The organism is Pseudomonas sp. Xaverov 83 (assembly GCF_019352905.1).
GTDB lineage: Bacteria > Pseudomonadota > Gammaproteobacteria > Pseudomonadales > Pseudomonadaceae > Aquipseudomonas > Aquipseudomonas yamanorum.
This window is the reverse complement of sequence record NZ_JAAAFU010000049.1, coordinates 220,034-245,083: the sequence shown is the minus strand read 5'-3', so window position 1 is coordinate 245,083 and position 25,050 is coordinate 220,034. Positions and strand designations below refer to the sequence as shown.

28 protein-coding genes are annotated in these 25,050 nt (G+C 60.8%); 20 read left to right on the top strand and 8 right to left on the bottom strand.

Annotated features, from left to right (window positions below; all coding sequences use genetic code 11):
* Positions 1–32: 32 nt before the first annotated feature.
* Positions 33–209 carry a hypothetical protein gene (locus K0H47_RS16715; protein ID WP_218263498.1) on the bottom strand — a complete coding sequence of 59 codons (177 nt, stop codon included), beginning with the start codon at positions 207–209 and terminating at the stop codon, positions 33–35.
* A gap of 235 nt (positions 210–444) precedes the next feature.
* Between K0H47_RS16715 and K0H47_RS16710 the strand changes: the two genes are divergently transcribed.
* The 9 genes from K0H47_RS16710 to K0H47_RS16670 all read left to right on the top strand — a co-directional run bounded on the left by K0H47_RS16710 (position 445) and on the right by K0H47_RS16670 (position 9,946).
* Complete coding sequence (locus tag K0H47_RS16710) at positions 445–1,410, top strand: amino acid ABC transporter permease (protein ID WP_093198133.1); 966 nt, start codon at positions 445–447, stop codon at positions 1,408–1,410.
* A gap of 15 nt (positions 1,411–1,425) precedes the next feature.
* Positions 1,426–2,190, top strand: coding sequence for an amino acid ABC transporter ATP-binding protein (locus tag K0H47_RS16705; RefSeq protein WP_063031104.1), 765 nt, complete (start codon positions 1,426–1,428; stop codon positions 2,188–2,190).
* A 65-nt stretch (positions 2,191–2,255) separates the two neighbouring features.
* Positions 2,256–3,086 (top strand): transporter substrate-binding domain-containing protein, encoded by an 831-nt coding sequence (locus K0H47_RS16700; protein ID WP_219273261.1) that lies wholly within the window; start codon positions 2,256–2,258, stop codon positions 3,084–3,086.
* 81 nt (positions 3,087–3,167) lie between these two features.
* Positions 3,168–4,475 (top strand): FAD-binding oxidoreductase, encoded by a 1,308-nt coding sequence (locus K0H47_RS16695; RefSeq protein WP_177026541.1) that lies wholly within the window; start codon positions 3,168–3,170, stop codon positions 4,473–4,475.
* Positions 4,476–4,501: 26 nt separating this feature from the next.
* On the top strand, positions 4,502–4,972 hold the full coding sequence (locus tag K0H47_RS16690) for an Lrp/AsnC family transcriptional regulator (RefSeq protein WP_219273260.1): 471 nt from the start codon (positions 4,502–4,504) through the stop codon (positions 4,970–4,972).
* Positions 4,973–5,147: 175 nt separating this feature from the next.
* Complete coding sequence (locus tag K0H47_RS16685; RefSeq protein ID WP_219273258.1) at positions 5,148–6,578, top strand: MFS transporter; 1,431 nt, start codon at positions 5,148–5,150, stop codon at positions 6,576–6,578.
* Between the two features lie 152 nt (positions 6,579–6,730).
* Positions 6,731–7,252: a helix-turn-helix domain-containing protein gene (locus K0H47_RS16680; RefSeq protein WP_063031114.1), complete on the top strand. Its 522-nt coding sequence runs from the start codon at positions 6,731–6,733 to the stop codon at positions 7,250–7,252.
* Between the two features lie 22 nt (positions 7,253–7,274).
* Entirely contained in the window at positions 7,275–8,384 is a 1,110-nt protein-coding gene (locus tag K0H47_RS16675) for an HlyD family secretion protein (RefSeq protein WP_177026543.1), read from the top strand.
* The gene (locus tag K0H47_RS16670; RefSeq protein ID WP_201141497.1) at positions 8,381–9,946 is read left to right on the top strand and encodes a DHA2 family efflux MFS transporter permease subunit; all 1,566 of its coding nucleotides are present in this window, start codon (positions 8,381–8,383) and stop codon (positions 9,944–9,946) included. The genes K0H47_RS16675 and K0H47_RS16670 overlap by 4 nt, the downstream gene beginning before the upstream one ends.
* A gap of 9 nt (positions 9,947–9,955) precedes the next feature.
* Here the strand turns inward: K0H47_RS16670 and K0H47_RS16665 are convergent, their stop codons facing one another.
* Entirely contained in the window at positions 9,956–10,735 is a 780-nt protein-coding gene (locus tag K0H47_RS16665) for an SDR family oxidoreductase (protein ID WP_063031120.1), read from the bottom strand.
* A 109-nt stretch (positions 10,736–10,844) separates the two neighbouring features.
* Between K0H47_RS16665 and K0H47_RS16660 the strand changes: the two genes are divergently transcribed.
* Positions 10,845–11,285 (top strand): helix-turn-helix domain-containing protein, encoded by a 441-nt coding sequence (locus K0H47_RS16660; RefSeq protein ID WP_063031121.1) that lies wholly within the window; start codon positions 10,845–10,847, stop codon positions 11,283–11,285.
* Here K0H47_RS16660 and K0H47_RS16655 read toward each other — a convergent pair.
* A complete protein-coding gene (locus K0H47_RS16655; protein WP_219273256.1) occupies positions 11,280–11,813 on the bottom strand; it encodes a hypothetical protein in 534 nt (177 codons plus the stop codon). The two genes, K0H47_RS16660 and K0H47_RS16655, sit on opposite strands and share 6 nt — an antisense overlap.
* Before the next feature lie 46 nt (positions 11,814–11,859).
* Positions 11,860–12,021 (bottom strand): DUF2986 domain-containing protein, encoded by a 162-nt coding sequence (locus K0H47_RS16650; RefSeq protein ID WP_081253170.1) that lies wholly within the window; start codon positions 12,019–12,021, stop codon positions 11,860–11,862.
* A 145-nt stretch (positions 12,022–12,166) separates the two neighbouring features.
* On the opposite strand from K0H47_RS16650, the gene K0H47_RS16645 reads away from it, so the two are divergent.
* The 3 genes from K0H47_RS16645 to K0H47_RS16635 all read left to right on the top strand — a co-directional run bounded on the left by K0H47_RS16645 (position 12,167) and on the right by K0H47_RS16635 (position 14,097).
* Positions 12,167–12,793, top strand: coding sequence for a glutathione S-transferase family protein (locus tag K0H47_RS16645; protein WP_219273254.1), 627 nt, complete (start codon positions 12,167–12,169; stop codon positions 12,791–12,793).
* 95 nt (positions 12,794–12,888) lie between these two features.
* Positions 12,889–13,515, top strand: coding sequence for a LysE family translocator (locus tag K0H47_RS16640; RefSeq protein ID WP_093198167.1), 627 nt, complete (start codon positions 12,889–12,891; stop codon positions 13,513–13,515).
* 15 nt (positions 13,516–13,530) lie between these two features.
* Positions 13,531–14,097 (top strand): adenylate kinase, encoded by a 567-nt coding sequence (locus K0H47_RS16635; protein ID WP_201139975.1) that lies wholly within the window; start codon positions 13,531–13,533, stop codon positions 14,095–14,097.
* 147 nt (positions 14,098–14,244) lie between these two features.
* Here the strand turns inward: K0H47_RS16635 and K0H47_RS16630 are convergent, their stop codons facing one another.
* Positions 14,245–14,979: an SDR family oxidoreductase gene (locus K0H47_RS16630; protein ID WP_177072137.1), complete on the bottom strand. Its 735-nt coding sequence runs from the start codon at positions 14,977–14,979 to the stop codon at positions 14,245–14,247.
* A 240-nt stretch (positions 14,980–15,219) separates the two neighbouring features.
* Between K0H47_RS16630 and K0H47_RS16625 the strand changes: the two genes are divergently transcribed.
* On the top strand, positions 15,220–16,137 hold the full coding sequence (locus K0H47_RS16625) for an AraC family transcriptional regulator (protein ID WP_177072136.1): 918 nt from the start codon (positions 15,220–15,222) through the stop codon (positions 16,135–16,137).
* A gap of 49 nt (positions 16,138–16,186) precedes the next feature.
* On the opposite strand, the gene K0H47_RS16620 is transcribed toward K0H47_RS16625, so the two are convergent.
* Positions 16,187–16,639 (bottom strand): helix-turn-helix domain-containing protein, encoded by a 453-nt coding sequence (locus tag K0H47_RS16620; protein ID WP_026077702.1) that lies wholly within the window; start codon positions 16,637–16,639, stop codon positions 16,187–16,189.
* Between the two features lie 141 nt (positions 16,640–16,780).
* On the opposite strand from K0H47_RS16620, the gene K0H47_RS16615 reads away from it, so the two are divergent.
* From K0H47_RS16615 to K0H47_RS16605, 3 genes are all read left to right on the top strand, one after another.
* Positions 16,781–17,731: an SDR family oxidoreductase gene (locus K0H47_RS16615; protein ID WP_219273252.1), complete on the top strand. Its 951-nt coding sequence runs from the start codon at positions 16,781–16,783 to the stop codon at positions 17,729–17,731.
* The gene (locus K0H47_RS16610) at positions 17,728–18,348 is read left to right on the top strand and encodes an NADPH-dependent F420 reductase (RefSeq protein WP_218263471.1); all 621 of its coding nucleotides are present in this window, start codon (positions 17,728–17,730) and stop codon (positions 18,346–18,348) included. Before K0H47_RS16615 ends, K0H47_RS16610 begins: the two co-directional genes overlap by 4 nt.
* Positions 18,349–18,531: 183 nt before the next feature.
* Positions 18,532–20,028, top strand: a complete 1,497-nt coding sequence (locus K0H47_RS16605) for a methyl-accepting chemotaxis protein (protein WP_177026550.1) — start codon at positions 18,532–18,534, stop codon at positions 20,026–20,028.
* 14 nt (positions 20,029–20,042) lie between these two features.
* Here K0H47_RS16605 and K0H47_RS16600 read toward each other — a convergent pair whose 3' ends face one another.
* Positions 20,043–20,906 (bottom strand): sensor domain-containing diguanylate cyclase, encoded by an 864-nt coding sequence (locus K0H47_RS16600; protein ID WP_219273250.1) that lies wholly within the window; start codon positions 20,904–20,906, stop codon positions 20,043–20,045.
* A 298-nt stretch (positions 20,907–21,204) separates the two neighbouring features.
* Here K0H47_RS16600 and K0H47_RS16595 point away from each other — a divergent pair, with 298 nt between their 5' ends.
* Positions 21,205–21,786 carry a helix-turn-helix domain-containing protein gene (locus tag K0H47_RS16595; protein ID WP_219273248.1) on the top strand — a complete coding sequence of 194 codons (582 nt, stop codon included), beginning with the start codon at positions 21,205–21,207 and terminating at the stop codon, positions 21,784–21,786.
* Positions 21,787–21,804: 18 nt separating this feature from the next.
* Here the strand turns inward: K0H47_RS16595 and K0H47_RS16590 are convergent, their stop codons facing one another.
* On the bottom strand, positions 21,805–22,413 hold the full coding sequence (locus tag K0H47_RS16590) for a LysE family translocator (RefSeq protein WP_017475278.1): 609 nt from the start codon (positions 22,411–22,413) through the stop codon (positions 21,805–21,807).
* 112 nt (positions 22,414–22,525) lie between these two features.
* On the opposite strand from K0H47_RS16590, the gene K0H47_RS16585 reads away from it, so the two are divergent.
* Together K0H47_RS16585 and K0H47_RS16580 are read left to right on the top strand one after the other, a co-directional pair.
* Complete coding sequence (locus K0H47_RS16585) at positions 22,526–23,389, top strand: LysR family transcriptional regulator (RefSeq protein WP_219273247.1); 864 nt, start codon at positions 22,526–22,528, stop codon at positions 23,387–23,389.
* Between the two features lie 295 nt (positions 23,390–23,684).
* On the top strand, positions 23,685–24,911 hold the full coding sequence (locus tag K0H47_RS16580; protein ID WP_017475280.1) for an MFS transporter: 1,227 nt from the start codon (positions 23,685–23,687) through the stop codon (positions 24,909–24,911).
* Positions 24,912–25,050 lie beyond the last annotated feature (139 nt).

Genomic DNA, 25,050 nt, shown 5'->3' with positions numbered 1-25,050 from the left:
CCCCCCTCGCCACAGGGTGAGTGCTTGCTGAATCAGGAGTGCCGACTGGCAATCACCAACACCCTCTCTAGCATCCGGTCACAGGGCTCAGGCTGCGCAACGCTGATGAACTCGTCAGGCTTGTGCCCTTGGTCCGGCGCCAGGTTCGATTCGCGGCTGGTGGTGTCGAAGCTGACCAGTTGCGCCAGCAGGTCACGACTGCGGCTCATCGATCATCTACCGGCACCGCGTAGCCCGGCGCGCTTTGCGGGTTGATGGCGCGCTCGTAGTGAAAACTCCTCCAAGCGACAACTGCAGGAAGACTCTCGCAGATGTACGGCTCTCCTCCCCTCATACGCCCATAAAAACCGCAAATCCCAACAATCCGCAGGGTGCCGCCCGGCATTTCGCCAACCCATAATGAACCCACAACAATAAAGGGGCTCACCCCGGGGCGCGTAAGCCATGTACAAAGACCATATCGTCAAGACCCGCATGACGGACAGCGCCGTATTCATGGGCGTGGTCGCCGTGGTGATTTTCGTCATCACGCTGGCGTGCGGCGTGGGCGAAGGCCGCCTTGCCCACTTGATGGGCCCCATCGTTCTCGACCTGTCGGCCCCGCTGGCGCGTGACATCGCGGTGGGCGGCACGTTTACCCTCACGGTGGTGCTGAACCTGTTCATCCTTGGCCGGTTTCCCTTGCGCGCACAGATCATTACGGTGTGGTGCGAGTTGCTGGTGCTGTTCCTGTTGTTCTTCGACACCTTCAACCTTTCCTACAGTTTCATCGCGACCAAAATCGGCTTCATGATCACCCAGGGGGTGTTCACCACCGTCTACGTGTCGGCGATTTCCATTGCGATTGCGTTCGTGCTGGCCTTGCTGGGCGCCACCGCGCGCTTGTCTTCCAACGGCTTCGCGATTGCGATTGCCAGCTTCTACACCTCGTTTTTTCGCGGTGTCCCGCTGCTGATCCAGATCTACCTGATTTACCTCGGCATCCCTCAACTCGGTTATGTCGTCGGGGCAGTTCCGGCAGGGATCCTGGCGCTTTCGCTGTGTTATGGCGCCTACATGACGGAGATCTTCCGTGCGGGCATCAGCAGTATCTCGCGTGGTCAGTGGGAAGCTTCGCGGGCGATTGGCCTGAATCCGTTCCAGACAATGACACGGGTGATTCTGCCGCAGTCCATGCGCCTGATCATTCCGCCAACGGGCAATCAGTTTATCTCGATGCTCAAGGACAGTTCGCTGGTGTCGGTGATCGGGGTCTGGGAGCTGATGTTCCTGGCGCGAACCCAGGGACGCGCCGAGTTCCGTCACCTGGAAATGCTGATCACCGCCGCCGTGCTGTATTGGCTGCTGTCGATCGTGCTGGAAACCGTTCAGGCCCGCCTGGAAAAGCACTTCAACCGCGCCCATCGCTGAATCAGGAGCATGACGATGAATCAGCCCTCCGTAGTCCCTGCTCCATACCCTGCGATATCGATCCAGGACATGCACAAATGGTATGGCGATTTTTATGTGCTCAAGGGCATCGACCTGCACATTGCCAGCGGTGAAATCGTGGTGGTGTGCGGGCCGTCGGGTTCCGGCAAATCCACGTTGATTCGCTGCCTGAATCTGCTGGAAGACTTTCAGAAAGGCCACGTGTTCATCGAGGGTACCGAGCTGACCCGTGATGCCGCCTGCGTGGCCGGCATACGCCGCCAGGTCGGCATGGTGTTTCAACAGTTCAACCTGTTCCCGCACATGACGGTGCTGGAAAACCTGATGGTGGGGCCGCGCCTGGTGAGCAAGCTCAGCGAGCCCCAGGCGCGTGAACTGGCCCATGAATACCTGGACCGAGTGCGCATCGGGGACCAGGCCGACAAATACCCCAGCCAACTCTCGGGCGGCCAGCAGCAGCGCGTCGCCATCGCCCGCGCCCTGTGCATGCGCCCGCGCATCATGCTGTTCGACGAGCCCACGTCCGCCCTTGACCCGGAGATGGTCAAGGAGGTGCTGGACGTGATGGGCGAACTGGCCCAGGACGGCATCACCATGGTCTGCGTCACCCACGAGATGGGGTTTGCCCGGCGAGTTGCCGACCGGATCATCTTCATGGACCAGGGTTGCATCATCGAGCAAGCCAAACCCACCGAGTTTTTTGACAACCCGCAGCACGAGCGTGCCCGGGAGTTTCTGTCGCAGATTCTCAGCCACTGAGAAGCATCGTCGGACATCGACCAAAACAACAAAAATCCGCATTCACGATATCTGGAGGCTTACCCATGATCTCGCTCACTCGCTTCGTCGCAGCAGCCGCTGTCGCCACCGCCCTCACAGGCACCGCCTGGGCGGGTTCAACCCTCGACCGCATCCATGAAACCAAGGTGCTCAAAGTGGCGACTTCGGCCAACTGGCCACCGCAATCGTTCCTGGGCCCGGACAATCAGCTGCAAGGCTTTGATATCGATGTCGCCAGCGAAATCGGCAAGCGCCTGGGCAGCAAAGTCGACTTCGTGACGCCCGAGTACGGGATCATCACTGCCGGGCGCTGGTCGAATCGCTGGGACTTGTCGGTGGGCTCCATGACGCCGACCACCGAGCGCACCCGAGTGCTCGACTTTCCCGCTATCTACTACTACACGCCTTACGTATTCGCCGTGCACAAGGACGCTGTGGGGACGAAGTTGGCGGACCTGAACGGCAAGATTATCGGCGTCGAAGCCGGTACAACGTCGGAGGACTATATCAATCGTCGCCTCAAGATCGACGCCGCCGACGTGCCGCCATTTACCTATGACGTCACACCCGGTGAGGTTCGCACCTACGGCGACAGCATGGGCCCACTGGATGACCTGCGCATGGGTAACGGGGTTCGCCTGGACGCCACCTTGTCCGCGCTTCCAACCATCGTCGCGGCCATCAAGAATGGCTATCCCGTCGTCAAAGTGGAAGGCAAGCCGGCCTACTACGAACCCCTGGCCATCGCCGTGGACAAGGGTGATGAGGCGTTCAACAACGCCCTGACCAAGATCGTCACCGACATGAAAGCCGACGGCACGCTGAAGCAGCTGTCTGAAAAGTGGTACGGCGCCGACCTCACCCAAGTGCAATAAAACAAGCATTGGCCTACCAGGCGCCCGTCCTCGACGTGGCGCGCTGTACGCCTGCGCCGCGAAAAAAGGACGACGGACTTCATGTACACCTATAACAACAATTACTACACCGCCACGATGCGCGAGACGACTGAACGTGGGGCGCTGTGTGGCAATGCCCAGGCCGATGTCTGCATCATCGGCGCGGGGCTGGCGGGGTTGAGCACCGCGTGGGAGCTGGTCTCACGCGGGCAGTCCGTGGTGCTGCTGGATGCCGGGCGTGTGGCCTGGGGCGCCTCGGGACGTAACGGGGGCTTTGTGCTTCAGGGCTGGTCGGAAGGGTTGTCCTCCATCGAGCGGCGCTGCGGTAAACCCACCGCTGCCGCGCTGTTCAAACTGTCGCTTGAAGGTGTCGATATTGTTCGAGACATGATCACCCATCATCAATTCCCAGGCTGTACGCCAACCCCTGGAAAACTGAGCGTGGTTCGCTACGAAGACGGCGATAACCTCCAGCGCATGCGCGACAAAATGGCGGCGGATTTCGACTTTCACCTCGAGTACCTGGATCGCCAGGCGGTGCGTGAAAAGCTCAAGACCGAGCGGTATTTCCAGGCCCTGCGCGACAGCCATGGCTTTCACTTCCACCCGTTGAACTATTGCCTTGGCCTGGCCCAGCTGATCGAAGGCAGCGGCGGTAAAATTCATGAACGGTCGCCCATGATCAGCGTGGAGAGCCGCAACGGGCGACACCGGGTCATCACTGACCAGGGCACTGTCGATTGTGCCCATGTGGTGTACTGCTGCGGCGGCTATGGCGGGCCGGAGTTCGGCAAGTTACGCCGCGCCTTCCTGCCGATCGCGACCTATGCGGTGCTGACCGAGCATCTGGGTGATCGCCTGGTAGAGGCGGTGCGTACCACCGATGCCGTGGGTGATAACCGCCGGGCCTCGGATTATTACCGCGTCGTCGAGGGCGACCGCCTGCTCTGGGGCGGGCGTATCACCACCCGGAACCTGCAGGATGAAAAACGCCTGGGGCAGTTGCTGACCCAAGACATCCTCGACGTTTATCCGCAATTGCGCGGCATCAAGATCGACAAAGCCTGGTCCGGGCTGATGGGCTATGCGCGGCACAAAATGCCGCACATTGGCCCGCTCGGGCAGGGATTGTGGACATGTACATCATTTGGTGGCCATGGTATGAACACCGCGCCGATTGGTGGACGCGTCATCGCTGAAGCGATCTGCGGCGAAACCGATCGCTACCGCCTGTTCGATGCTTATGGCCTGGAATGGAACGGCGGCCCGCTGGGCCCGGCGGCCGCACAAACGGTTTACGCCGGCCTGAAGATGATGGACATGTTTCAGGAAAGGCGTTCGCAACACAGGGCAACTCATAAGAACTAAAACCCAGCGAGGTCAAGGACATGTCCATGGATACGCACAATCCCGGTCCACTGTTTAACCTCACCGACAAGGACCGGCAATTGCTGGGCCTCCTGCAAGCCAACGCCCGCGAACCCACCGCGTCATTGGCCCGCAAGCTCGGCGTCTCGCGCTCTGCGGTGCAGGAACGGATTACCCGCCTGGAAAAGGCGGGTGTCATCACCGGGTACAGCGTGCGCATCGACCAGGACCGGCTGCAGCAGACGGTTATCTGCTTCACCATGACCTCCTGCACCAACAAGAGTTACACCGATGTCATGACTTCCCTGCGCAAGATGGACGCCGTGCAGGCCGTGTATGCGGTCTCGGGCGAGTCCGACTTCATCATCCATCTCGCCACCTCCACCTTGAGCGAGCTCAACGCCGAGCTCACCCGGATCAACATGATCAAAGGCGTGGCCCACACCGCGTCTCATATCGTGATGGAAACCAAGTTCAGCCGGAAATTGACGGTGTGAGCCTTGGGAAACGCTTCGTCTCCACGAACGGCTTCAACGCCTGACACGTCACTTCTTGCAAAATATTTCGCCTCGCCTCAATATTCAAAGCGACAACTTGGATAATTAACACTAACCATGACGCCCATGCCATTCGCCGGCGCCTACACCGCGAACGCATTACAAGGAATCGTTGATGCAAACCCAAGACAGCAGTTGGGGCGAGTTGCTCCGGGGCAAAAACGCCACCCGCTCCATCGCGCTTTCAGGCGGCATTGCGCTGTATGCCACCAACACCTACATCGCCACCACCATCCTACCGTCGGTGGTGGCAGAAATCGGTGGCCTGGAGCTCTATGCGTGGAGTACCACCTTGTATGTGGTGGCCTCGATCCTGGGTTCGGCCCTCACCTCCAAGCTGTTGCAGCGTACCGGTCCACGGCAGGCGTATGCCGTGGCCACCCTGGTGTTCATGGCTGGTGTGCTGATCTGCGCATTGGCGCCGAGCATGCCGGTGATGCTGGCGGGACGCTTTATCCAGGGCCTGGGCGGCGGGGTTCTGTTGGCGCTGTGTTACTCCATGATCCAGCTGGTGTTCGAAGAACGTCTGTGGCCTCGGGCAATGGCCTTGGTATCGGGCATGTGGGGCGTGGCGACGCTCGTCGGGCCAGCGGTGGGTGGTGTGTTTGCGGAAATAGACGCCTGGCGTTTCGCCTTCGGCTCGATGGTCCCGGTGAGCCTGGCGTACATGGTGCTCACCAGCCGTGCGCTGCCCCCACGGAACACCACCGTGACTGCCACCGCTCGTTTACCGGTGCCGCAGTTGGTGCTGTTGGCCGGCGCGGTGTTGGCGGTGTGTGCGGGCAGCGTCTCGTCGCTGCCAAGTTGGAACCTGCTGGGCATCGCGACCTGTGCGTTGCTGGTGTGGCTGCTGATCCGCAAGGAATCCAAAGCCACAGTGCGTCTTTTGCCCAGAGATGCGCTGAAATTCAGCACCCCGCTCTGCGCGCTGTACGCGACCACGTGTTTGTTGGTGATCGGCATGAGCAGCGAGATTTTCATGCCGTATTTTCTACAGCACCTGCATGGCCAGTCACCATTGGTCGCCGGTTATATGGCGGCGTTGATGGCGGCCGGTTGGACGGTATCGGAAATCCTCAGTTCGGGCTGGACAGGCCGGGGACCAAACCGCGCCATCCTCGCAGGGCCGCTGTTTATCGTGGCCGGACTGGTGATGCTGGCAATCACTACACCAATCGCCGGTCACGGGGACTGGTCACTGTTGGCACCTATCTGCCTCGGGCTGTTCCTGGTGGGTTTCGGCATCGGCCTGGGCTGGCCGCATCTGCTGACGCGCATCCTGCAAGTGGCGTCGGAGCAAGACAAGGACACGGCCGCGTCGTCGATCACTACCCTGCAACTGTTCGCCATGGCCATGGGCGCAGCATTGGCGGGGGTGATCTCGAACATGGCGGGCATCAATGACGTGGCGAGTGATGCCGGCGTCGCCAATGCGGCACGCTGGTTGTTCGCCGTGTTTACCCTGGCACCGATGTTGGCGTTGGTCATGGCGCTGCGGGCAACACGGACGAAGGCCTGCTTAGGGGAAGAACTGACGGTGCTTTGAGACTGAAAATCCGCTGACGCCTCCTTTGAAAAAGCCCTGCCTGTCAGGGCTTTTTTGTGCGCGTAAAAATTTTTCACCGAGTTACTTTCATTATGAAATCCACTGTGCAATATTACTAACGTAATATTTAGCAACAGATCCCGGAGTACCTCATGAAGAAAGCCAGCTTCCAGCCCATGCCCTGCCCGGTCGCCCGTGCCCTGGAGCACATCGGCGATGGCTGGAGCCTGTTGATCCTGCGTGATGCGTTCTACGGGCTGCGCCGTTTCGACGAGTTTCTCCAGAGCCTCGGGATTGCCTCGAACACCCTGACCCGCCGCCTCAACGCGTTGGTGGCCGGTGGCTTGCTGGAACGGCGACCGTATCAGGACAACCCGCCGCGCCACGAGTACCACCTTACCGAAGCTGGTCGGGACTTGCGTCAGGTCATCCTCACCCTGATGGCCTGGGGTGCGCGGCATGCGGAAGGCTCGACCAAGGTGTTTCTCGCCGATGAAGCCACCGGACGGCCCGTGACCTTGGCCTTGATGGACGCCAACACCGGTAAACCCATCACCCGCGAGGGCCACCGTGTACATGTCACCGCCGATGCCGAACCGCTGACCCTGTGGCGCGCACGAACCGGCCGGGCCTACGCGGAAAAAGACCAACTGGTCAGCCCCTTCCCCCACTAATACTCAACGAGGTCATTTCGCCATGGACGCTCAAGTCAGCGCTGTGCCCGAACCCACGAAAACTTCCCGGCGCAAACAGGCCCTGCGCCTGGGGCTGCTGACCCTGGCCGTGGTGGGCGGCGTCTGGTACGCCAGCCACTGGTGGCTGGTCAGCCGGTTTATCGAAGACACCGATGACGCCTATGTGGGTGCAGACGTAACGGTAATCAGCGCCAAAGTGCCGGGCTATATCAGCGAAGTGGCCGTGCAGGACAACCAGTTCGTACGCGCCGGCGACGTACTGGCCCGCATCGATGTCCGCGACTACCGCACCGCCCTGGCCAAAGCCGACGGCGCCGTGGCCGCGCAACAGGCGACGCTCGCCAACCTGGACGCCACCGAACAACTGCAACTGGCGGTGATCAACCAGGCCAAGGCGCAGATCGACGCCACCGATGCCGAAGCGCAACGGGCCAGCGACGATCAGACCCGTTACCAGAACCTGGTGCGCAGCCAGGCCGTGTCGGTGGAAAGCGCACAACGGGTCAGCGCCGTGTGGAAAACCGCTCGCGCCGATCATTCCCGGGCACAGGCTGGGCTTCAGGCGGCCAACCGGCAAATCGACGTGATTGAAACCCAGCGCGGCCAGGCACGCGCAGCGCTGCAACAGGCCCAAGCCGAACGCGACCAGGCGCAGTTGAACATCAGCTATACCGAACTGCGGGCTCCGGTGGACGGCTACGTGGGCAACCGTCGCGCCCGGGTCGGTGCCTACGCCGCGGCCGGCAGCCAACTGATCTCGGTGGTGCCGGCGAAGGGATTGTGGGTGGACGCCAACTTCAAGGAAGACCAACTGGGCCGCCTGCAGATTGGGCAAAGCGTGAGCATCCGCGCCGACATCCTCCCGGGCCGCGAATTCCACGGCCATATCGAGAGCCTGGCCCCTGCCACCGGGGCGCAATTCAGTGTATTGCCGCCGGAAAACGCCACCGGCAACTTCACCAAGATCGTGCAGCGTGTGCCGGTGCGCGTGCGGCTTGACAGCAACGACGCCGACTTCGGCGCCCTGCGCCCAGGCCTGTCGGTGATGGCGAAGGTCAATACCGATGAAGCGTTCGAGGACCAGGCCAGCGCCCTCAAGGCCCAGCTATGAACAGCCCGTTGCCCGCCCTCAGCACCGCGCAAAAGGTCGCGGCCTTCGCCACCATGTGCGTGGGCATGTTTATCGCCTTGATCGATATCCAGATCGTCTCCGCCTCCCTCAAGGACATCGGCGGCGGGCTATCTGCCGGTGCGGACGATACGGCGTGGGTGCAGACCGCCTACCTGATCGCGGAAATCATCGTGATCCCCATGTCAGGCTGGCTCTCGCGGGTGATGAGCACACGCTGGCTGTTCGCGGCCTCAGCGGCCGGTTTTACCTTGACCAGCCTGTTGTGCGCGATGGCCTGGAACATCCAGAGCATGATCGCCTTTCGCGCCTTGCAGGGGTTCCTGGGGGGCTCGATGATCCCGTTGGTGTTCACCACCGCGTTCATGTACTTCAACGGCAAGCAACGGGTGATCGCCGCGTCCACCATCGGCGCGATTGCGTCCCTGGCGCCCACACTGGGCCCGGCCGTGGGCGGCTGGATCACCGATATTTCTTCCTGGCACTGGCTGTTCTACATCAACCTGGTGCCCGGCCTGTTCGTGACCTTTGCGGTGCCGATGCTGGTCAAGGTCGACCGCCCCAACCCGTCGCTGCTCAAGGGCGCGGACTATATCGGCATGGCGTTGATGGCGGTGTTTCTCGGCTGCCTGGAATACACCCTGGAAGAAGGCCCACGCTGGAACTGGTTCAGCGACAGCACCATCTCCACCACCGCCTGGATCGCCGCCATCAGCGGCGGGCTGTTTATCTGGCGCTGCCTGGAGATCAAGGAGCCGATCGTCGACCTGCGCGCGCTTCGGGATAGAAACTTCGCCCTGGGCTGCCTGTTTTCGTTCATCACTGGCATCGGCATTTTCGCCACCATCTACCTCACGCCGCTGTTTCTCGGGCGAGTGCGCGGGTACGGCTCACTGGATATCGGCCTGGCGGTGTTTTCCACGGGGGTGTTCCAGCTGCTGGCGATCCCGGTGTACGCGTTGCTGGCCAACCGCTTCGACCTGCGCTGGATTTTGATGTTCGGGTTGTCATTATTCGCCCTGTCGATGTGGGACTTCTCCCCCATCACCCACGACTGGGGCGCCAAGGAGCTGCTGCTGCCCCAAGCCATACGCGGGTTTGCCCAACAAATGGCGGTGCCGCCCGTGGTCACCCTGACCCTAGGCGCACTGGCCCCCGACCGACTGAAACTCGCCTCGGGGCTGTTCAACCTGATGCGCAACCTCGGCGGCGCCATCGGCATCGCCGCCTGCGCCACGGTGCTCAACGATCGCACTAACCTGCACTTCCTGCGCCTGGCCGAGCACCTGAACATCCGGAACGAGTCGATGAATGTGTGGCTTGACCAGCTTTCGGGAAATGCGCAGTTGCTCGGGCAAAACAGCCTGGACGCGAGCCAGTTTGCGCTGCATCAGCTGTGGGCACTGACCTGGCGCGAGGCGCAGACGCTGACTTATGCGGATGCGTTCCTGATGATCATGGTGTGCTTTGTTGTCGCGGTGTTGCTGGTGCCGTTGATGCGCAAGGTGCAGCCGCCGAAGCAGCCGACGGCGGATGCGCATTGAATCGTCCAATCATGTTGAAGGCGGCAACGGCGCCAACCGGCTGAGCTTGGTCATCTGTTTGAATATCAGGCCAGGCGCAACCCGGCTGGCCACCTTCAGCACCTTGCTCAGCCCTGGGCATATTTCCAGTTGGCCGGCTTCAATTTGCCGAATGCATTGCTGCACCATCAGCACTGGGTCCATACCTTTTTCATTCTTCATTTCTTCCGCGAACTCGGCCCTGAGCAGCGGTGTTTCGGTGCCGGGTGGGGCAAGCTCCACCACGGTGACGGCGCTGTGCTGAAGCTGTGCCCGCAGGCATTGGGTGTAAGCGTGCAATGCCGACTTGGACGCACTGTAGACAGGCGCCGCCGGAAACGGCACAAACGCCAGCCCGGACGAGACGTTAACAATCAAGCCGCGCGGTTGTTTGAGTAGAGCGGGAAGAAACTGCTGGATCATCCGGATCGGCCCGTTCAGGTTGATCTCGATCTCTTCAGTCACGTCCTCCAGCGCCCGCTCCCCGGCCAGCTTGATGTTGCGCATCACGCCCGCGTTATTCACCAGCGTATCGAGCCCAGGGAACTGACCGGTGACTGCCGCAAACAGCGTTTGGATGCTGGCGGGGTCGCGCACGTCGCTTTGAAACGTGTGCAGACTCGGCAGCAGTTGCCGCGCCTCGTCCAGCCTGTGCTGATCGCGGCCCGTCACGATCACGGTATTGCCTCGTGCCACAAGCTGGCGGGCAAGCTCAAGCCCGATACCACTCGAACCTCCCGTCACTAGCACTGTTCGTCCGGTCATCTTCATCGAAACTCTCCACTGGTGGGTCACACGCAAGAAGCTTGAGGGATACACTGGCCTTAAGTAAGTAGGCACCCAAAAGATCTATACGCACCTGAAAGAGAGTGTCCAACGAATGAACAAACACCCTGGCTTTACCGACGAGCAGATTGCCGCCGCCCAGTTTTATGCCCGGCAAACGCCCCCGAAGGACCTGGACCCACGGATCGCGCCCCTGGTGACCGACCTGATAGGTCGCGTTGCGGACAAATGGACCATGCTGATTCTTGAAGCCTTGATCGAAACGACGCCGCTGCGCTTCACGCGCTTGAGTGAGCGAGTCAGCGGCATCAGCCAGAAGATGCTGACGCAGACCTTGCGAGGAATGGAGAGGGACGGCCTGGTGGTGCGCAAGGTCTACCCCGTCGTACCGCCGAAGGTCGAATACAGCCTGACAACCCTCGGCTTTACGCTGGGTTCCGCCTTTTGTGGCGTGTGGGTCTGGGCGGCTAACAATCTGGAGGAGATTGAACAGGCACGGGCGGATTTCGATCTACGGTGCAACACCGAGTCATAAGGCCGCAAAGTACTGGAGCACCTCTCCAATCCCGTCAATATCAGGAGCCTCGCTCACGGCGGCTTGCGGGCTGCACCATGGGTAACTCAGGCGGGACACCCAGCTCATCACGCTCCCCAGGTCTGACGCCGGCAGTGTCTTCATATGCTCGATGGTGATCGTCAGCTTTTCGACCAGCCCCGCTTCGGCATTGAACTGCCATTCATACACCCCACACCCAACCCGGACTTCGCCGGAGTTCTTATCGGACATGCCCACCAGCCATTTGCACTGATAGGTTTTGGCCCCATCCTCAGGCGGCTGCCCCAGGCAAACCGTATAGACGTTTTCAAAGGTCTGCCCGAATCGCCGTACCAGCACGTCGCCGATGCCGGCAACCCCTTCAACGTGGGGCGGGAACGAGATGGAACCGGTGCGCACTACCATGTCCAGGGTCGCCTCCGGAACAAACGCCCGGCTGAGCAAATGCGGACGGTTGCCGTCCTTGGCGAGTATGTAGTGCTGAATCGCAAGTTGAGCAGTGTTCATGGTTTTTCCGTCGATTCCCTATCGGATGATGCTTAGGCCTTCTGGATCAACTCTCAGAAGAAACAGCAGGCTCATCAGCGGATTCAGCAGCCAGTTTCAATCGGTCTGCTTTACTGATGTACTTGTCCTTGCGGGCGGGTGCCAATTTGGCGCTGGCCTTTTTGGCCTTGGCCTTGAACAGCTGCTGTAGTTTCTTTTGACGATTCATGTGGTTTATCCGGTTTGTAATCAGTGCTTGCCGCGGTGATTATCCATCTTTCATGCCTTTATCGAAGCACATTTAATTCACGGCACTCCACAGCGCCACAGCGGTCTGTCCCTATACGCCCCTATTCTCGCCCAGCGGAGCCACCATGATCATTGTCCACCACCTCAACAACTCCCGTTCGCAGCGTATCCTGTGGCTGCTCGAAGAACTCGGCCTGCCTTACGAGCTCAAGCGCTACCAGCGCGACCCGAAAACCAACCTCGCGCCACCGGAACTCAAGGCCATCAATGCCCTGGGCAAATCACCGGTGATTCAAGACGGCCCCCACGTAGTGATCGAGTCCGGCGCCATCATCGACTACCTGATTCGCCGCCACGGCCACGGCCGCCTGCAACCCGATCCTGCCACGGCCACCTATGACGAATACGTGCAATGGCTGCACTTCGCCGAAGGGTCGGCCATGCTGCCGCTGATGCTCAACCTCTACGTTGGGCGCCTGGGTGATGCGGGTGCGCCCTTGCATCCGCGTATCGAATCCGAGGTCGCGAACTACCTGGGTTATCTGGACAACGCATTGGGGCTGACGCCGTACCTGGTGGGTGACGAATTGACTGGCGCGGATATCCAGATGAGCTTCATCGGCGAAATCGCCAGGGCCCAGGGCAAGTTGCAGGCGTCCCCGAATGTGGCGGCGTGGGTGCAACGCTTTCAGGCAAGACCCGCGTATCAAAAGGCCCTGGAACAGGGTGGCGAATACGCGTTCGCGAAGTAAAAGGCCAGGCGGTTCCGGCGGGTGCCCATCTGTATTGCGTTAATCCCCGGGATAAGGATTACTGTAGGACGCATCCGGCTTTGAGATAACACAGCATGTTCGAACTCGCCCCCATCCTGACGTATGTCGCCGTGGTCATCGGCCTTTTCCTGATCCCAGGCCCAGCCGTGCTATTGGTGATCACCCGCACCCTCCAGGGTGGCCGCAAGGTCGGCATTGCCACCGGACTGGGGGTGGCCTCGGGCGACCTTATCCATACGCTGTGTGCGGCGTTGGGCCTGTCTGCCATCCTGATGACCTCGGCCGTGGCGTTCAACGTGGTCAAAATCGTCGGCGCCTGTTACCTGATCTACCTGGGCATACGCGCGTTTATGGCCAAGCCTGGCGCAACCACGCGCAAAGACCTGCCCACGGTGACTTCGACCCAGGCGTATTTCCAGGCGGTGGTTGCCGAAGTGCTGAACCCGAAAACCGCGATTTTCTTCCTGGCCTTCCTGCCGCAATTCATCCACCCGGAATCCGGTTCTTCCCTGGCGCAGTTCGCGGTGCTGGGGTTGATCTTTTCGGGGCTCAGTGCGGTGTACACCACGCTCATCTCGGTCTCTATTCGTCCGTTGAGCAAATGGATGGTGGGCCTTTCAAGGCTGCGCCGCTGGGAGGGAAAGATCATCGGTACTCTGTTTTTGGGGCTGGGGCTGAAAATAGCGCTTCAGCAGCGCTAAGACCGGCGGATACTCATGCGGATCTACATCACAGGCGCCTCATGTGCAGGCGTGACCACGCTGGGCCGTACCCTCGCCTCTTTGCTCAGCCTTCGCCATCTTGATGTCGATGACTTCTATTGGCTGCCCACCAACCCTCCTTTTACAACCAAGCGCCCGCCCGATGAGCGCGTGGCCCTGATTCAGCAATGCTTCGGTGATGACGGTTGGATACTCACCGGTTCTTGTATGGGTTGGGGAGATGCACTGATCAACGACGCCGACCTGATTGTGTTTGTCGCAACGCCTACCTCGGTTCGTCTTGAACGCTTGGCTGCACGTGAAAAGGCGCTCTTCGGAGATCGAATCGCGCCAGGCGGCGACATGTATGAAATACATGTGGCCTTCCGGAAATGGGCATCCCAGTACGACGACCCGACCTTTGCCGGACGCAACAGGGCGTGGCACGAGCGCTGGATGTCGCAGCAAACAGTACCGATTGTCAGAGTGGACGGGTTGAACAGTACTGAGGAAATGGCGGCGAATGTCATGCATGCATTGTCGCAAGGCATCGCAATAGCTCGAAACCAGGAAGGTGACTGAGCCGCGAGGCAAATAGCCCAACGCGGGGCTGGGCTGTTCCAAATGCCACTTTCGCCAGCTGCCATTCGTGACGTGCCGCAATCGGACGAGAGCAGCCGTTCATGAACGACTGCCTGCGAACTCAAGCATGCCATCCATCCGAACGGCTCAGTGTGGGCTGGCGGTCGGACGAACCACAATCTCACTCACATCCACATCGTCGGGCTGTTCGATGGCATAGGCGAGTGCTCGCGCAATGGCGTCTGCGTTGATAGCCACGCGCCGGTAGGCTTTCATTACCTCGCGGGCTCCCTCATCGGAAATCGTATCGGCCAGTTCGGACTCGACGACGCCCGGGCACACCACGGTGACCCGGATCTTGTCCGTTTCCTGTCGCAGGCCATCCGAGATTGCCCTGACTGCGAATTTGGTCGCGCAGTACACCGCAGCTGTCGGAGAAACCGCAAGACCGCCGATCGATGAAATATTGATGACCTGGCCGAACCCTTGCGCCTCCATGCCCGGCAAGACGGCGGCAATACCGTGCAGCACCCCGCGAACGTTCACATCGAGCATCTGGTTCCACTCGTTGACCTTCAACGAAGCCAAGGGAGACAAAGGCATCACGCCCGCGTTGTTGATGATCACATCGACCTTTCCATGCTGCGCCTTGGCGAACGCCACGAACGCCTGCATGGACTCCAGATTCGTAACGTCCAGTGTGCTGGCACTTGCCGAGCCGCCCTCGGCCTGGATCTCGCGCACCAGTTTGTCCAGCCGCTCGGTACGGCGGGCACCGAGTACCACCTGAGCGCCTTTGGCGGCGATCAACCTGGCGGCCGCTTCGCCAATACCGCTGCTTGCACCGGTAATCAGGACGACTTTGTTTTGAATGTTCGACATATCCGTAGCTCCTGCTGTATGCATTGAAGTTCAGCATCGACCGCCGATGGCGCGGGCGTTGCTGCGGGGTACGTCGAAAAGATTAAGGGTACGGGCCTGATCGACGCGTGCCAAAACCTGCGCAACTTTTGCCTATTCGTGTCTGTGCACGCGACTGGGCGTTACGACGGGCTCGTGGTAAAAACAAGAGTGCCTGGAACCCCCAGGCAGACGCTCATGAATACGTGTGAGAGCCTTGAAATGGAACAGCACCATGCTTTCATCCTTCAAAACACAGCCATCTACCGTGATGAACTGGTTCGCCTGCTGACGCAACGGTTTACGGCGCCCGGGGCCTATGAGACCGCGATAGCGCCCCTGCAGGTCATTCGCCTGGACGCGCCCTCGGAAATTATCCATACCGTCCATAAGCCGGCACTTTGCCTGATCGTGCAGGGGCAAAAAGAAGTCGGCCTGGGTGACGACCGTTATCTGTACGACCCGCTCAATTACCTGGTGGTATCGGTGACACTTCCGGTTTCGGGTCGCGTGCTGATGGCCAGTCCGGAGGCGCCCTACCTGTGTATCCGTTTTGATTTCGAGGCCACGGAAATCGCTCAGGTCATCGCCGATGCTCCCCCGACGGGCGTGCCGGACGAGCCGGAGCTTGGCCTTTTCCTTGAAAAAGTCGACATGCCGCTGCTGGAAACAATGCTTCGCCTGGTACGGCTGCTGGAGACGCCGAAGGACATCGGCATGCTGGCTCCGCTCGCCCTGCGAGAGCTGTATTACCGCCTCCTGCGGGGCGTGCACGGACGCCGCCTGTATGAGCTTGCCCTCGGTGATTCGCAAACGCGTCGGGTAACCCGGGCAATCGATTGGTTGAATAACCATTACACCCAACCCTTACGCATCGAAGAACTCGCCCGGGTAGCCAATTTGGGCAGCTCTACATTGCATCATCGCTTTAAGGCGGTGACAGCCATGAGTCCGTTGCAGTATCAGAAACAACTCCGTCTGCAAGAAGCCCGCCGTCTGATGCTCGTCGAAGGCCTGGATGTGGCGAGTGCCTGCTATCGAGTGGGCTACGAAAGCCCGTCGCAATTCAGCCGAGAGTACAGTCGCCAGTTTGGGTGTCCGCCCTCCAGAGACACCAACCGAGTTTGCCGCCCTGCGTGAAAGTCAGACGGGCTGCCTGCGGCTGCGACGATACCCGCTCGCAGCCGGCTCATTCGTTAGCCGCTGGAAAGATGCATCCGCCCCCACGCAATAGCGCTTTCACCTCTTCGATCACCTGTGCGGGGCTTTGGCTCAACTGCTCAAAGAGCGTTGAGTCCGGACGCACGTACGATTGCGAATCGTGCTTCGCGCTCCACAAAACGATGTTCAGCAGGATCGGAATGAGGTCTATGCCTTTCTCCGTCAACCCATAAAAATCCTTGCGCCGGTCATCGGGGTTGGGCGCCTTCGAGAGAATGCCCTGCTCCTCAAGAAAGGCAAGGCGAGAAGCCAGGACGTTGGTTGCGATTCCCTCTTCCGATTTAAGGAATTGGCCGTAGGTCTTTTTCCCAGTAAAGACGATGTCGCGGATGATCAGCAGCGACCACCGATCGCCAAATACTTCCACGCCGTAATTCACTGCGCAGTGAGACCGAAAGGTCTCTTTTCGTGTCGTTTTCATGGCCGAACTTTAGCATCACTTGCACATCACAAGTAAAATTTCAGCATTTCACTTGCTTTATACAAGTGAAAAGCCCAGCATGATTTCCACACCTGATGCAGTCGCCGAATCGTTCGACGCTCTGCCCATGAGAGAACGCATATGCACGTTTTTGTTACCGGCGGCACCGGCCACTCCGGTCCGTACGTCATCTCCGACCTTATCGCCGCCGGCCATGAGGTCACTGCCCTGGCTCGGTCCGACAAGGCTGCGGCGCAGGTTGCGGCGCTCGGCGCCAAGGTGCGTCGCGGCAATCTCGAGGACCTCGACGGGCTCAAGGAGGCGGCCGCTGCCTCGGACGGCGTGATTCACCTCGCGCACCGGCAGGACCTGATTCCAACCGGCGGGATCAACGCCGTTGCGGCCGCAGAGCTTGAGATCATGCTTGCCTATGGCGAAGCACTGGCCGGAAGCGCAAAGCCGTTGGTCGTGTCTGGAAGCGTCGGCTCACCCGGGTGGGCGGGCCTGGGCCGGCCGGCCACCGAGGAGGATCCACCCCTTCCCGGCGGCGATCCGTACAAGAACACCCTGCGGGTTCGGAACATCGTGGAAACCACGGTGATCGGTCTGGCCGAAAAAGGCATACGGTCTTCGATAGTGCGGATCCCCGAGATCATGCACAGCGCCACCGATAACGCGGGCTTCCTTCCGTTGTTGATCGGGCTGGCCAAGGAAAAGGGGGTCGTCGGTTACCCCGCAGAGGGTGCCAACCGTTGGGGGGCCGTGCACGCACGTGACCTCGCCACTGTGTTTCGCCTGGCGCTGGAAAAAGGCGCACCGGGCAGAAGCTGGCATGCAATCGCCGAGGTGGCTATCCCCTACCGTCAGATCGCCGAAGCCATTGCCAGCCGGTTGAACCTGCCGGCCGTGTCTATTCCCGCAGACGTGCTGATGTTGCCTGGCTACTTCGGGTTCCTTGCGAATCTGGTCACGCTGGACACCCCGACATCGAACGCCATCACGCGCCGGGTGCTTGGCTGGGAACCGACCCAACCCGGACTCTTCGCCGATCTCGATAGCGGTCATTACTTCCCGGCCGGAGACCACACATGAGCACTATCAGCATCATCGGTTCGGGAGGCATGGCCACGGCGATCGCCGGTCGGATCGCCAAGGCCGGACACACCGTCGAGGTGGTCAGCCGCGATCCCGCCAAGGCACGGGCGCTTGCCGACAAGCTCGCTTGCGCAGCGATCACGGGGACTTACGGCGCCATTCCGGCGGGCGACATCGTCATTCTCGCCGTACCCTACACCCATGCGGTGGCGGTCCTGGCCGACTTCGGGAAAGCGCTCGACGGCAAGGTGATCATCGACATCACCAACCCGGTCGCTCCCGATCTTACTGGCCTTGTTACCCCCCACGGCAGTTCCGGCGCGCAGGAAATCGCCAAGCTCGCCCCGGCCAGCGCGCAGGTCGTCAAGGCGTTCAATACCCTTTTCGGTCACGTACTGGCCAAGGATAAACGCCTCGATGCGTTCATCGCGGCGGACGATGCAGACGCCAAGGCGCGCGTCTCGACCTTCCTCGAGAGTCTCGGGCTGCGTCCGCTGGATGTCGGCGGTCTGCAGATGGCCCAGTCGCTCGAGTGGCTCGGCCTGATGATGATCGGTCTGGCTAAAAACGGTGCCGGCACCTGGGACATATCCATGAAGGTCGATATCGGCTGAATCTGTTGTCCGATAAGTACCGCTTTTGACCGTTATCCCCTCTAAAGCCCCTCCCACCCATGCCGATAACCTCCTGGCATCAATCAATCCGAGTTCCCTTACAGCTGATTCGCTCCCCCGCATGCGCGTGTGGCACGTCGCATGCTTGCCTGATCCTGGCCAGACCACATGGAGTACGAGTGAATGCCCGCGCAAGCCCGTTTCATCGAGCACTACCGCAAAGCCGACCGCATCATGCTCGCCCTGATCTGGCTGATGGCCCTGTTTTCCCTCGGCCTGGCGTTCTGGCACGACACGCTGCTGCAAGCGCTCATCATCGGGGGCGGCACCAGCGTGGTGCTTACCCTGGCCTATCGCGTCATAGGCGGCACTCGCCTGATGCGCTGCGCGCTTGGCGTTGGCCTGATGATCATGGCGGCATTACACATCAACCAGGCTGAGGGCGTCATCGAATCGCACTTCGGTATCTTTGCACTGCTGGCGGTGCTGACCTTCTACCGCGACTGGCTGCCCATCCTGGTGGCCGCCGCCACCATCGCGGTGCACCACGTGGTGTTCCATGCCTTGCAACACCAGGGTTTCCCGGTGTTTGTGATGGAGCATCACGGGGGCTGGAGCATGATTTTCGTCCACGCGTTCTACGTGGTGATGGAGACGGTCGCCCTGCTCTACCTCGCGGTTCACAGCCAGAAAGAGGCGGTAGAAAGTCAGGAGATGCTCGAAAAGATGCTCGCCGTCACCACCCAGTTCAGCGGTGAGGCCGCCAAGGGCAGCCCGGAAAAAGCTCATGTCTCACTGGCGACGCGTTTCGACCACTTTCTGACCCAGATCACCGGCCTGATAGACGGCGTCGCCCGCGACTCCCATGGCCTCGGCCAACTCGGCCAGGAACTGGCCCACGCCAGCGGCACCCTGGAAAAAGGCGCGCGCCATCAACTGGCGGAAATCGCGCAAATGACCGATTCCATGCAGCGCATGGAAGACGCCATGGGCCACATCGCCGTGCACGTCGAACAGGCCGTCGACCACGCGGACCAAGCCAGCCAGCAAATCATCCGTGGCCAGGAAAGCGTCGGTCGCGCCCAGCAGGAAATCACCCAGCTCGCCACCCGCCTCCACGACACCAACGAGACGGTCGAAGGGCTGGCCGTGCAAGCCGAACAGATCGGCTCGGTGCTGGAAGTCATCAGCAGCATCGCCAACCAGACCAACCTGCTGGCTCTCAACGCCGCCATCGAAGCCGCCCGCGCCGGTGAGCAAGGACGCGGGTTTGCCGTGGTCGCCGATGAGGTACGCAGCCTGGCGCAGCGCACGGCGGTGTCGACCCAGGAGATCAAGACGATTATTGAAGGCTTGCAACACGGCAGCCGGCAAGCGGTTGAAGCCATGCACGATAGCCGCCAAGGGGTGGAACGCTGCGTGGAAGACAGCCAGCTGGCGGTGGAGATGCTACGAGCGGTGGGCAATGATATTTCGCAGATTGATCAGCTCAATGGGCGGATTGTGTCGACCACCCGAGAGCAATCAACGGCGAATGTGGAGATTGTGGGACGGCTGCAATCAGTGCAGAGCATTGCCCAGAACACCGCGCAGGATGTGGAAACACTGGCCAGGAGCAGTGAGCGTTTGCCGCCGATTGCGGTGCGGCTGGATGCGCTGGGGCGCAGGTTCCATCAGTAGAGGCCTGACCCAGGTCACTCACCTGCAAACCGATTTCTTTTTACCCGGTACATCTCGCCGTCCGCATGGCTGAGCAGCGTGTCGGCGTCTTTCCCGTCCGCGGGATAAAACGCCACGCCAATACTGCAGGACGGCATTTTCACCGCGCCAAACTCAGCGCTCAGCGGCTCGGCCATGACGGCGAGTATCTGCGCGACTTTTGCGGAAACGGCGTCTTCCGACTGGATGTCCGTCAGCAGCACCGTAAACTCATCGCCGCCCATTCGCGCCACCAGGTCGCTGCCACGCACACAGCCTTCCAGCCGCCGTGCAATCACGCAGAGCAAGCGGTCGCCGATGGCATGGCCATGCACATCGTTGATGCACTTGAAGTCATTGACGTCCAGAAACAGCAGCGCCAGCTTGCTGTTGTGCCGCAGGGCCCCTTGCAGGGCTGTGTCCAGTCGATCATTGAACAGCGATCGATTGGTGAGGGCCGTCAGCGAGTCATGATGGGCAAGGAAACGTAGCTCTTCCTCTGCTTGTGTCAGGGCCGTGATGTCCCGCGCGACACCAATCCGCGCGCCCACTTCTTCAGACCAGAAGGCCGCCCACAAAATGTGCACCACGCTGCCATCCTTGCGCAGGTAACGGTTGCGGAAGTCGACGTGGGGCTTGCCATTCATGACCCGGACAATGGAGGCGCGGGTGCGTGCCAGGTCTTCGGGGTGCATATAGTCGGTGATCAGCGTGCCGGTCAGTTCGTCGGCGCGGTAACCGAGCAGCGCTTCGCAGGCATCACTCACAAAAACTATCTGGTTTTCACTGTCGACCACGAACACCGTATCCAGCATCAAGTGGATCAGTTTGGGATAGAGGGCTTGCAGGTCAACGGGCATAGGTCTGTGAAGCGTCTGGTTCGGATTTGCCGATCATAGCCCGATCATGATGGATGGCAAAAAGGAATCATAGCGGCCCGCAAAATAGCCCCAGGCAATGTTGTTGAACCAGATGCGTCGCCACCAGCAGGCTGCGCCACCCTTCGAGGTCATAGGACAGCGCCTGCCAAAGCAGCCACGGCCAATAGCATACAAACCAGATCATTCGGCGACTCGGATTTTATAATGAACGAATGATTGCTATGCTGAACAACGAATACCTAGGCGTCAACCTGATTCAGGATGATTTAGAGAACAAATGACCGACATAACGAACAATTCATTCAACAACAACACGAGCCGAATCGACCTCTTGGCCTTGTCGATCAAACGCGAGCGCCAGTCAGCCGGGCTTTCATTGACCGAATTGGCGAAACGCGCCGGAGTGGCGAAGTCCACCTTGTCGCAACTGGAGTCCGGGATCGGTAACCCCAGCATTGAAACCCTGTGGTCGCTGGCCACGGCGATGGGGTTACAGGTGACCCGGTTCTTCGAACAACCCCAGCAGCACCTGCGGGTGATTCGTGCCAACGAGGGTCTGACCACCTATGCCGAAACCGCCCACTACGCGGCAACACTGCTTGCGGATTGCCCGGCAGGCATGCGGCGCGACATCTACCGCCTCAAGGTCCAGCCCGGTGAAGTGCGCCTGTCACAGCCGCACCCGGCCGGCACCGTCGAGCACGTGGTGCTGTGCAGCGGCAGCGCGAATATCGGCCCGGCCAATGAACCCGTGCTGCTATACGCTGGCGACTACATCAGCTACCTGGCGAATGCGCCCCATGTGTTTGAAGCGCTTGAAGCGGATACCACCGCGGTGATGGTGATCGAGCACCCTTGATGGGGTGGGCATGTGCCCTCAGGCATGGATAGGCAGGGCCAACCCAAACAGTACGAAGAACCCGCCACAGACTTTATTGAACCGGCGCCCGGTTCGAGCCAGCCAAGGCCGGACCCGGTGCGCAGCGCTCGCCACCAGGTATTCCACGATGAACTCCACCACGGCGTAGGTCAGCGCGATGGTGATCGTCTGCGCGATGATGCTGCGGTGGGAATCCAGGAAAGGTGGAATAAACGCCGTAAACAGCAGCAAGGCCTTGGGGTTTGAAATCGCCGATACCAGCCCCTGACGGAACAGCGACCAGCTCCGCGAGCTGGTCGCGCCGGTCGCCTCAAGGCTGACCGGTGCCGCCCGCCACAGCCCGAAGCCCAGCCAGATCAGGTACAGCCCGCCGGCCACCTTCAACGCAAAAAACCAACTGGCCGACGCCTGGATCAGCGCCCCCAACCCCAATGCGCAAAGCGACAGCACGATGGCAAAACCGAGCACGCCACCGGTGATGGTGAACAGCGTCTTCCGATTGCCGTGAAGCGCGCCATGGGTCAGCGCCAACAACGCATTGGGCCCCGGCACCACCGCGATGCCGAAGCAGGTAGCCAGGTAAAGCAGCCAGGTATCAAAGGGCATGATCCGATCCAGTAGGTGTGAGCCAGGCCAGAATCTTGCGGGTGAACAAACAGTCATGAAAAGCGCATAATTCACGTCACAGCCATTCGATTAACGAATAGAGGTAAGCGCAATGCCGGCCAGCGACTTGCAACTCGATTGGCTCAAATGCTTTGTGGCCGTGGTGGATGCCGGCTCCTTGTCGGGTGCCGCCCATGAGGTCAACCGCTCGCAGTCCGCCGTCAGCATGCAGATGAAAAAACTCGAGGCCGCCCTTGGACGGCAATTGTTGAGTCGAGGCCCCCGGCACCTGCAACTGACCGCCGACGGCCAGACACTGCTGGGCTACGCCCGCCGGATGCTCGCCCTGCACGCTGAAACCCAGGCGGCGTTCCACGGTGAAGAGCTGACCGGGCGCATCCGCCTTGGCGTCGCGGAAGACTACGCGGCCAGGTACCTCACACCGCTGCTCAAGCGTTACTCGCCGCGTTACGCCGGTGTGGAAATCGAACTGACCTGTGAACAGTCGACCACCCTGATCCCGCAATTGCGCAGCGGCGACCTTGACCTGGCGCTGGTGTCCAGGGACTCGCCCCAGAGCGGCACCTTTCTGTTCCAGGAACCCATGGTGTGGGTCGGCTCACCCCAGTTCGAACTGTGGCGACGCGACCCGCTCCCCATCGCCGTCTACGAAAGCGCAAGCCTGGCGCGGCGGTATGCGGTGAACTCACTGACCCAACAGGGCCGCGAATTCAAGGTGGTCTACAACAGCTCCAGCCTTGCCGGCCAGGTGGCCGCCGTCGAGGGCGGGCTTGCGATTGCCGCGATCACGCAATGCACCGTACAGCCATCACTTCAGGTCTTGGGTGAGGAGCACGGTTTGGCAGCCATTGAACCCATGGACGTTTCGATTCTACGTAGCCGGGCCTCTCGCAGCTCCAAAGCGGTGAACAGCCTGCATGCGTTCATCATCCGGGCGCTCAGGGTTCAGCCTTAGTGGAGAGAGCATTACGCTAAACCCACGCCTGAACACCACCGCGTGTGGGTCACCCAACAACCTGTGGCGAGGGAGCTTGCTCCCGTCGGACTGCGCAGCAGTCCCCTCACTGGCCCACTGGGAACTCGCGGTCGACACAGAAGCGACCGCTCTACTCAGGCCGTCTTATCAACGAGACTGATGATTACTATCGAACCGGTCGCCTATTGGCTTACCAAAACCCATTCCTATAATCGCCTCCACTTTCTCCCTCCCGTCTGTCCTCAGGCGAAATATCCTCCCGGAACCCGACACCATGCCAAGCGCAAGCCGGGCCCCTAGCGGCCTCCCCGAACATAATCAACAAACCGTCCTGCAACAGTGGCTGGCGATTCTCTCGGTTGCCGTGGGCGCCTTCGCCCTGGTCACCAGCGAATTCCTGCCAGTAGGCGTACTCAACGACGTCGCCGCCGACCTCGGCATCAGCGCCGGCCACGCCGGCCTGATGGTCACCCTGCCCGGCATCATGGCCGCCCTCGCCGCCCCGCTGCTGTCGGTGGGCATTGGCGCCATGGACCGCCGCTACCTGCTGATCGGCCTGACCCTGATCATGATCATCGCCAACATGGTGGTGGCCTACGCCAGCGACTTCAGCCTGCTGCTGTTCGGCCGCGTATTGCTGGGCATCAGCATCGGCGGCTTCTGGGCCACGGCCATCGCCCTCAGCGGCCGCCTGGCGCCCAAGGGCGTCGGCGTAGCGAAAGCCACCTCGATCATCATGATGGGCGTGACCCTGGCCACCGTCCTCGGCGTACCCGTCGGCACCTGGCTGAGCGGCCTGATGGGCTGGCGCATGACCTTCCTCGTCACCGCACTGGTGGGCATCCCGGTACTGCTGGCGCAGATGTTCCTGCTGCCCCGACTTGAACCGGAAAAAGCCATCCGCATCAGCGACCTGCCGGCCCTGTTCATCAACCCACAAGCCCGGGTCGGCTTGATCGCCGTGCTGCTGATCGGCCTCGCACACTTTGCCGCGTACACCTACGTCGCCCCGTTCTTCAAAAACAGCTCCGGCTTCGACGGCCCGACCATTGGCTCCCTGCTGCTGCTCTACGGCGTGGCCGGCGTAATGGGCAACGTCTTCGCCGGCTTCGCCGCCAACCGCAGCGTGCGCCACACCCTGCTGCTGGTGGCCCTGATGATCGGCACCAGCACCGCCCTGTTCCCCTACTTCGCCACCGGCATGAGCGGCGCCGTGATGCTGATCGCACTGTGGGGCTTCGCCTTCGGCGCCTTCCCGGCCTGCGCGAGTATCTGGATGTTTGTGGTGGCGCCCAAGGATGTGGAACGTGGCATGCCGCTGTTCGTCGCGTTGTTCCAGGTGATCATTGCCGTGGGCTCGTTCTTTGGTGGGCAGATTGTCGACAAGATGGGGACGTCGGTGCTGTTGAGTTTGGCGACTGCGTTGGTGGGCGCCGGGTTTGTGACGGTGCTGGTGTTGGGGCGCAAGGTGAGTAACAGCCTGGCGGCGCAACCGGCCTGAGAAAAAAACGGGACTGATGGATTTCAGTCCCGTGGCTTGAGGCAGTGAGCACGGCGCCTTGCTCCATTGCCTACAGTTGCGTCAGAATCCGCCGGCTTGTGCACCTGGGTGGGCGTCTCTAAGGTTGCTCGGTCGCTGA